At 38.2% G+C, this 7,787-nt stretch carries 8 protein-coding genes; 2 read left to right on the forward strand and 6 right to left on the reverse strand.

Features of this window, described 5'->3' with window-relative positions:
* Nucleotides 1–36: 36 nt before the first annotated feature.
* Nucleotides 37–681 carry a LutC/YkgG family protein gene (locus tag AC1DND_RS21110; protein WP_477584600.1) on the forward strand — a complete coding sequence of 215 codons (645 nt, stop codon included), beginning with the start codon at nt 37–39 and terminating at the stop codon, nt 679–681.
* A 128-nt stretch (nt 682–809) separates the two neighbouring features.
* Here the strand turns inward: AC1DND_RS21110 and AC1DND_RS21115 are convergent, their stop codons facing one another.
* The gene (locus tag AC1DND_RS21115) at nt 810–1,799 is read right to left on the reverse strand and encodes a hypothetical protein (RefSeq protein ID WP_477584601.1); all 990 of its coding nucleotides are present in this window, start codon (nt 1,797–1,799) and stop codon (nt 810–812) included.
* Between the two features lie 270 nt (nt 1,800–2,069).
* Here AC1DND_RS21115 and AC1DND_RS21120 point away from each other — a divergent pair, with 270 nt between their 5' ends.
* The gene (locus tag AC1DND_RS21120; RefSeq protein ID WP_477584602.1) at nt 2,070–3,146 is read left to right on the forward strand and encodes a 3-oxoacyl-ACP synthase III family protein; all 1,077 of its coding nucleotides are present in this window, start codon (nt 2,070–2,072) and stop codon (nt 3,144–3,146) included.
* Here the strand turns inward: AC1DND_RS21120 and AC1DND_RS21125 are convergent.
* The 5 genes from AC1DND_RS21125 to AC1DND_RS21145 all read right to left on the reverse strand — a co-directional run bounded on the left by AC1DND_RS21125 (nt 3,143) and on the right by AC1DND_RS21145 (nt 7,582).
* Complete coding sequence (locus AC1DND_RS21125; RefSeq protein WP_477584603.1) at nt 3,143–4,336, reverse strand: YfgM family protein; 1,194 nt, start codon at nt 4,334–4,336, stop codon at nt 3,143–3,145. The two genes, AC1DND_RS21120 and AC1DND_RS21125, sit on opposite strands and share 4 nt — an antisense overlap.
* A gap of 303 nt (nt 4,337–4,639) precedes the next feature.
* Complete coding sequence (locus AC1DND_RS21130) at nt 4,640–5,383, reverse strand: zinc ribbon domain-containing protein (protein ID WP_477584604.1); 744 nt, start codon at nt 5,381–5,383, stop codon at nt 4,640–4,642.
* Nucleotides 5,383–6,480 (reverse strand): Nif3-like dinuclear metal center hexameric protein, encoded by a 1,098-nt coding sequence (locus AC1DND_RS21135; RefSeq protein ID WP_477584605.1) that lies wholly within the window; start codon nt 6,478–6,480, stop codon nt 5,383–5,385. Before AC1DND_RS21135 ends, AC1DND_RS21130 begins: the two co-directional genes overlap by 1 nt.
* A 425-nt stretch (nt 6,481–6,905) precedes the next feature.
* Nucleotides 6,906–7,274, reverse strand: a complete 369-nt coding sequence (locus AC1DND_RS21140) for a TM2 domain-containing protein (RefSeq protein ID WP_477584606.1) — start codon at nt 7,272–7,274, stop codon at nt 6,906–6,908.
* A 5-nt stretch (nt 7,275–7,279) separates the two neighbouring features.
* Nucleotides 7,280–7,582 (reverse strand): DUF2752 domain-containing protein, encoded by a 303-nt coding sequence (locus tag AC1DND_RS21145; protein ID WP_477584607.1) that lies wholly within the window; start codon nt 7,580–7,582, stop codon nt 7,280–7,282.
* Nucleotides 7,583–7,787: the final 205 nt, after the last annotated feature.

A 7,787-nucleotide genomic window follows, 5' to 3' on the forward strand; every position in this document is an offset into this window, starting at 1 on the left:
ACCCTAGTTTAATTATTAGGGTAGCTTTTTTTTATAATGAAGGATAATACGACAGCGAAAGAACAAATACTAAAAAAGATAAGGAAAGCACTATTAGAGAAGCGCGAAAACCCTTATCCTAATTTAGAAGAAAGTCAATTGTATAAAAAAAATACAGATGAGCTAGAGGTATTATTTGCCGAACAGCTCACCGCCGTATCTGGCAACTTTATCTTCTGCGAAGACGGGATCGATTTTTTTGAAAACATGCTACAGCTGGCCGACAAGTTTAAATGGCGGAAAATATACTGCTGGGAACCAGAACTTCAACAGTTTTTGAGCAAATATGAATTTCCTTTTTACCAAACCGATAAAGATTTTGAACAGGCCGAGGTAGGCATTACCCTTTGCGAAGCCTTAATTGCCCGTAATGGAAGTGTAATGGTAACTAACCAGGGTGCTGCAGGAAGAAGGCTTAGTATCTTTCCACATCATCACATCGTGATCGCCAAAACCAGTCAGTTGGTTTTAGATCTTAAAGATGCTTTTCTGTTATTGAAGAACAAGTATGGCAATCAAATCCCATCAATGATCAGCAACATTACAGGCCCAAGCAGAACTGCCGATATCGAAAAAACTTTGGTTTTAGGCGCGCACGGACCTAAAGAGCTTTTTGTGTTTCTGATTGATGATTTTAGTTAAGACTGTAATTAATTTTGACAAATACCGCTCAGAACTAAAAATGGCAGCAACTACTTTGCTACTGCCTTAATCATAGTTTCCGTACTGCACACTTAAATTGCCCAATAATGATTGACTGCTGGACGTTGTTACCTATCTGCTTTTAGTATTTTCTTAACCACCATTTCCCTATTCGCATTAAGGCAATATACATCTTCGTCATAATTGATATATACACGAGAGAGAAAAGGTTCTAGACCTGGGTCGCCCATTTTACGCCCACCAACATAAATGGATATGCTTACAAACCGGCCAGCATCCTTATCCAGTTTTATACTTTTCTTGGTTTTGAGATTGTAAATTTCAACATTTTCGTAACCCGTATAATTGTTTCCATAAGAGCGCCATTCAGGAAGTGTTGGACTTTTGCACACCACAAAATAATCATCAGCCAGGTGGAAAATGGTACTAATGGTATTGTCGTTGAAATGCCTTTTTCCTTTAAGGTCAACTATATCGGCAACATTCTGTTCTCTTCCATTTGATATTTTATTGGTCTCCTTTAAAAGCACTATACCAATGTTCTTTGGAAAATTATTTTTGTTTTCGCCCATTACAGCATAAGCCTCTAAATAATCGTTACTCTTTAGCACAGTATCTTTATTCTCGTTTAAAAAACAATTAGTCCGGCCATTGTGGGTAAACATTCCCATTCCCCAACCAGCATAGAGCTGTATATCTTTGCCCAATTTAACTGGTCCTTTCTTTACGGGCGGCTCTGGTTTTTTACTATCGGTTACAGCTGTTTTGCCCATGGTAACATGCACTTCAGTTACTTTATTCTTCGCTGCGTATTCTGCCTGTTTCTTTTTAAAGGCAATTGCATTTTCTGCTTTAAGTTTTTCATTTTTTAAATTATGTGCAACGGAAGCAGCTTTATCATCCGCGATTTTCTTTTTGCGAGCGTCCTCATTTTCTTTGTCACAAGCGGGGCACATCAGTTTTCCTTCAGCGTTATTCCAGCCTTTAGGTGCAAACCTGCAATTATAACGGGCATATTCGCTCTTCGAAACATGCGATTGCGCATTTGCCACCTGTACCATAAACAGGAGCAAAACAATGGTCAAGAAACTTTTCATTTTATTTCGTTTAATTCATGGTAAAAATACCCGATCAACTAAACCATTTATATACCCTTTACTGGGTATATTTAGTTAGGTGGTTTATATACTATATTTATGAAATATTAGGTAAAAATATGGCGCAAAAGCTCAACATAACCGGAAAAGCAGGATTATTAAAATCCGCAATTGAAAATAAGCTCCGTTAATATTTTAATTTATTTTCGTTTCTCGAATATAATTGATATTTTTATACTACATACCGTTTTAGTATGCGGTATTATAATTATGAGCAGAGCAATAAATACGGTAATAACCGGTACTGGAAGTTATATCCCACAGAATATTATTTCTGGTAGTGAATTCCTAAATTCTACGTTTTTTGAGAATGGGAATCTATTGGAGAAAGAGAATTCAGAGATCATTGATAAATTCTCTGAGATAACGGAAATCGTAGAAAGACGCTACGCCTGCCCCGAGCAGTTAAGCAATCATATTGGCGCAAAGGCTGCAGAAAAAGCCATTGAAAATGCAGGAATTGATAAAGAAACCTTAGACTATATTATATTCTGTCATAATTTTGGCGATATCCCTTTAGGTAGCAACCGCATAGACATTTTGCCTTCTTTAGCTTCAAAGGTAAAACAACAGTTAGGCATTCAAAATCCAGACTGTGTTGCCTACGACATCATTTTTGGTTGTCCAGGATGGGTTCAAGGTGCAATACAGGCAGATTATTATATTAAAAGCGGAGATGCGAAACGTGTTATGGTTATTGGTGCAGAAACCTTAAGCCGCATTATCGATCCGCACGACCGTGATAGCATGATCTTTTCGGATGGTGCTGGCGCCGTAATTTTCGAGGCAGAAAAATCAGAAGAAAAAAGAGGAATTCTAGCACATAAGACAGAAACGCATGCCGTAAACCATGGCAATTTATTAACCATGGGCAAGAGCGCTCATCCTGATGAAACCAATGGAAACCTCTATTTAAAAATGAACGGGCGTAAGCTGTACGAGTTTGCGGTAATTCAGGTGCCTCAGGTGATTAAAAAGGCCATTGATAAAGCAGGCTTAAGCGTTGAAGATGTAAATATCGTATTTGTTCACCAGGCTAATGGAAAAATGGATACGGCTATTATGAAACGTTTGTTTAAGCTTTATGGCAAAGATACAGTGCCAGAAAACTTAGTCCCAATGACGATTTCATGGTTAGGAAACAGTTCAGTTGCCACCATACCAACCTTATTAGACCTGGTACTAAAAGGCGAAGTTAAAGGCTATAAAGTTAAGGCTGGCGATGTAGCTGTTTTTGCTTCGGTAGGAGCAGGGATGCACATTAATGCCTTTATACACCGCTTCTAATTTGCTAACCGTTTTAATCCGGCTCTGGCCTGGCTTTCAATGCTGCTTTCAAATTCATGATTTTTCATGGCAATGGCTGTATTGAAAGCCTCTTTCGCTTTCGTGTTATTTTTCCTTCTTTCGTAAACCTTACCCATCTGCACAGCAGCGTTGGCGGCAAAGTAATATTTTAAATTTTTGCCTTCATTAATGGTCTCCTGATAAGCTATTAATGCTTGATCGTCTTTCCCTAAATCATCATAAATTCTACCCAAACGGTAATTCAGTTCTGTTTTGTCTTTATCGCTGGTGTAATCCGTTACTTTCTTATCACCAAGGATCTGTAAGGCCCTGTTCAAATAACCCCCATCAAAAAGTAGCCGGGCTTTCAACAGATCAACTGTTGGCGTTCCTGAAGCAGCTTCGGCTTTCGCCTGTTTGTCTTTTTCCATGTAGGTATATCCGTTTTTAACTGCCTTGGCTGCAAATGCCGTGTAAGCCGCTTTGTCTCCCTTCAGAAGAGAGATCCAGCCCAAATGAAGGTAAGCGTCCTTCACAAAATTTACACCCTTGGTTGTCTGCAAAAAGCGGTTAAAATAGGTTCCTGAATTAAGATCTAGTTTATTTAGGTGCGCAATACCCTCCAGATAATCTAAATAAGGAAAAGGCTGATAAACCCCTCCTTCAGGCCGCTTGGCCAAAATGGCGATGGCTTCTTCGCTATGTCCATTTTTAATGCATACATAACTCTGCAAATAACTTTTTAACAAACTGGTATCGGCAATCCGCTCGGTATACTTTATGGTTTTTGCATAAGCCTGTGGGCTATGCGCTACATCGGTTAACACATAGGCATAATAAAACACCACTTCTTCGTAAAAAGGCTCGTAAGATGATTTCGGCAGATTATCTGCCAGTTTTTCGAACATATTTAATCCGTTCTGGAGGTTGCCTTTTATCCCAAAAGTAGATAATGCCGTTTTTAATGCCCCATCCGGAAGATTGCCCAAAACCGCATTAATCAACCCCAAACCTTTTAAGTTAAGATGAAAATTAGGAAACTTCTTATTGTTCTCCTGCAAAAGGCTGTTGGCCTTTTTAACCTCCATTGCAGCATTAAAATATTCACCAAAACGCCCACGGATCAGCGCCCATTGCAAATTAATTTCTGCCTGCGCATACAGGTAGTACGGTGACCTTTTATCGTGCATTGCCTAATTTAAGTTCGAATATACTTTTATAGGCATTTAAGCAATTGTTGTTAAAGTCGAAATTTGCAAATAAGGATGCTGGAAATAAGAGAAGAGCAGAAAACGCAAAAGCAGGGAAGATTTTATTCATTCGGGAATATATTTCAGTTTGATCCTGTGCTATAGCAACAGTAGTTCACATTTAAACAAATATCTACATTAAACGCTAAAATCATATTCTTGTTTTGTGTAAACGCCAGAAAATAGGTCTAAACAAAAAACGTCCCGATTAAATCGGGACGTTCTAATAATTTATGATGCGGATTAAGCTTCTGCTACTTCGTGCGTTAAAGCTTCATCAACCAAAATACGCCCGCAGTGTTCGCAAACGATAATTTTTTTACGTTGGCGGATATCTAACTGACGTTGAGGTGGAATCTGGTTAAAACAACCTGAGCAAGAATCGCGATCGATTGTTACCACAGCTAAACCATTTACAGCATTTTTGCGTAAACGTTTGTAGGCAACCAATAAACGCTCTTCGATTTGAGGCTCGGCTTTATCAGCTTTCTTTTGTAAATCATGCTCTTCTTTTTCAGTTTCAGCAGTAATTACATCAAGCTCGCCTTTTTTAACTTCTAAATCTTTCTTTCTGCCATCTAACTCAGCTTTAGCAGCTTCGTAGATTTCAGTTTTAGAAGTGATTTCGAAACCGTGTTCTTTAATTTTCTTTTCAGAAACCTGAATATCTAAACCTTGAATCTCAATTTCTTTTGTTAAAGCATCGTATTCACGGTTGTTTTTAACTTCTTTTAATTGAGTATCGTATCTTTTGATGGCAGCTTGCGCATCTTTAATTGTATTTTTACGGGTTACGATTGAATCCTCAAGATCATCAAGTTCGCCTTTGATTTTTGCAATTCTAGTTTCTAATCCTAAAACGTCATCCTCAAGATCGGCAACTTCCATTGGTAATTCACCACGTACCTGGCGGATCTTATCAATTTTTGTGTGGATATTTTGTAATTCGTATAAAGCCTTTAGCTTTTGTTCTACGGTTTGTTCCATTAAAACAAGTAATTTATGGGGTTTGTATTTTGCTCCGTTAAACGGATTGCAAAGTTAGTAAATTTTTTCCGAATAATTTCAAGCAATAAATTTGAGGTAAATTGTTCAGTTTCAAAGTGTCCGATGTCGGCAATGATCAATTTTTCCTCCGCATCAAAAAACTCGTGATATTTAAAATCTGCGGTAATAAAAGCATCTGCTCCGGCAGCAATGGCCTCTTTTAACAGGAAGCTTCCCGAGCCGCCGCAGACCGCCACTTTTTTAATTCTTTTGCCAATTACCTCGGTGTGCCTAACCACTTTGGCCTGCATTCTATCTTTTACCAAATGTAAAAAATCATAGGCATCCATATCGTATTCCAACCAGCCTACCATGCCCGAGCCCACCAATTGGTGTTTATTTTCGAGTTTGTAAATATCGTAGGCTACTTCTTCATAAGGATGGTTCTCGAACAAAGCAACCAGGATTTTGCGTTCGGCTTGTGTAGGGTAAACCATTTCAATCCGCACTTCGGCCTCACGGTGGCGAACGCCTCTCTCACCTACAAAAGGATCAGCATCTTCGTTACCTTTAAAGGTGCCAAAGCCATCGGCATTGAAACTGCACTCACTATAATTGCCAATGTTACCTGCTCCGGCATAAAATAATGCCGAACGCAATTGCTCTGCCTGGGCCTGCGGGCAATAGGTAACCAGTTTTTTCAAAAGGCCTGTTTTCGGCGAAAGCACTTTAGTTCCTGTTAAGCCCAAACGCTCGCAAATCCTCGCATTTACACCAGTATGAACGCTATCAAGATTCGTATGAATAGCATAAAGTGCAATATTATTCTTAATTGCCTTAAGCACTACGCGCTCCACATAATTTTTACCGTTTAGTTTTTTTAAACCTTTAAAAACAATTGGGTGGTGGGTAATAATCAGATTGCAGCCTGTTGAAATTGCTTCATCTACAATCTTTTCTACACAATCTAAAGCCACTAAAGCCCCATGGATTTCCATATTCGGATCGCCCACAATCAAACCAGAGTTATCATAATCTTCCTGATAATTAAGTGGTGCTATGCTTTCTAAATAATTGGTAATTTCAGCTAATTTCATTTGATAAATATAGAAAATTTGGGGTTTTCTTGATAAGAGAAATAATTAATGTTTTTGTTTTGAAAATGTACAGGCCCACTTAAAGTTCAACAAAACCATTTCCAATATAATCAGTTCAAGTATAATTGTTGTCAGTCTGAGCTTGTCGAAGACCGCTTAATATCCGAAACAAAAAATATTTGTCCTTCGCAGGCTCAGACTGACAATATTTTTTGTTTTCTCCTTAAGTTATCATATTGTGGGAAGGGCAGGTAAAAACTAACCTAAGCACGAACAAACCCAGGTTTACAAACCCGACAGAAACAAAAAGCCCGCAAACCCAATTTTTCATTGGGTGCGGACTTGTCGTGTATGGCGGGACGAACATTAATAATTGCGCTGTCTTTGCTTTTCAAAAAATTATTAAGGATCCTAAAAGTGAAAGTTTACTGAAAACCGCCCATTCTTACCATCTGCAAGCTTTCGAAAACCATTTTTTGGTTATGTTCAAAAGCAAGGGTTTTGTGGTTTACGACATCGATGATCGATCCGATAAAACATAAACCTGCGGTTAAGAGGTATAAAATACCCATTCCGATCTGCCCGATGATAAACCTTTGTAATCCTGGGACAGCAAATAAACCGATTAAACAGAAAATTAGCATATCTGATGGAWTTTTCCTTTTGCTGCTGTAAACCATTAAGAAGTTACGCAACTGTTGTTCGGTTAATCCGGTGGTAGCTTGTTGTAAGTATGAGAATTCTTCTGGCGTTATACCTGGTAACGACATTAGAGGTGATTGAAATATATCCATGGTTGCTATGTATTTGTGGTTGAAATTTTAAACGTTTTTTTATTTTTTATCAATGTGTAAATTCTATAAACTATAATCAAAAGTGCCGGAAACCCAAACCAATGTTCGGAAAAGCTTTTGGTAAACTCGCCATGTAAAATATGACTGATTGACCTGCCTATACCACATCCCGGACACCAATCCTCAAAACCTAAATTGGCTAGCGGACAAAGTGTGAAGTGATGCTCGTGGCCATTCGTTGTTGCCAGTAATACTAAAGCTGCTACCCAGAAAAAAAGTTCTAGTGGAAAGCTTTTAATGTACTTCATTGTTTCACTTTTTATACAATTTAGAGGTTATAACACCACCTTTGTTACATCAATTTGCCCTTAATCGACGAATGGGGGATATATTTCGACAAAACGAGTAATGGAATCTAACAAAAGATCTTATTTATTTTGCTTTTTGTTTTTCAACACCGTAACCCAGCCAAAAATAGTTAAAAAAACCTTTACACAAATTGCAGGTTAATAT

The sequence above is a fragment of the Pedobacter sp. 01N416 genome (assembly GCF_056399685.1).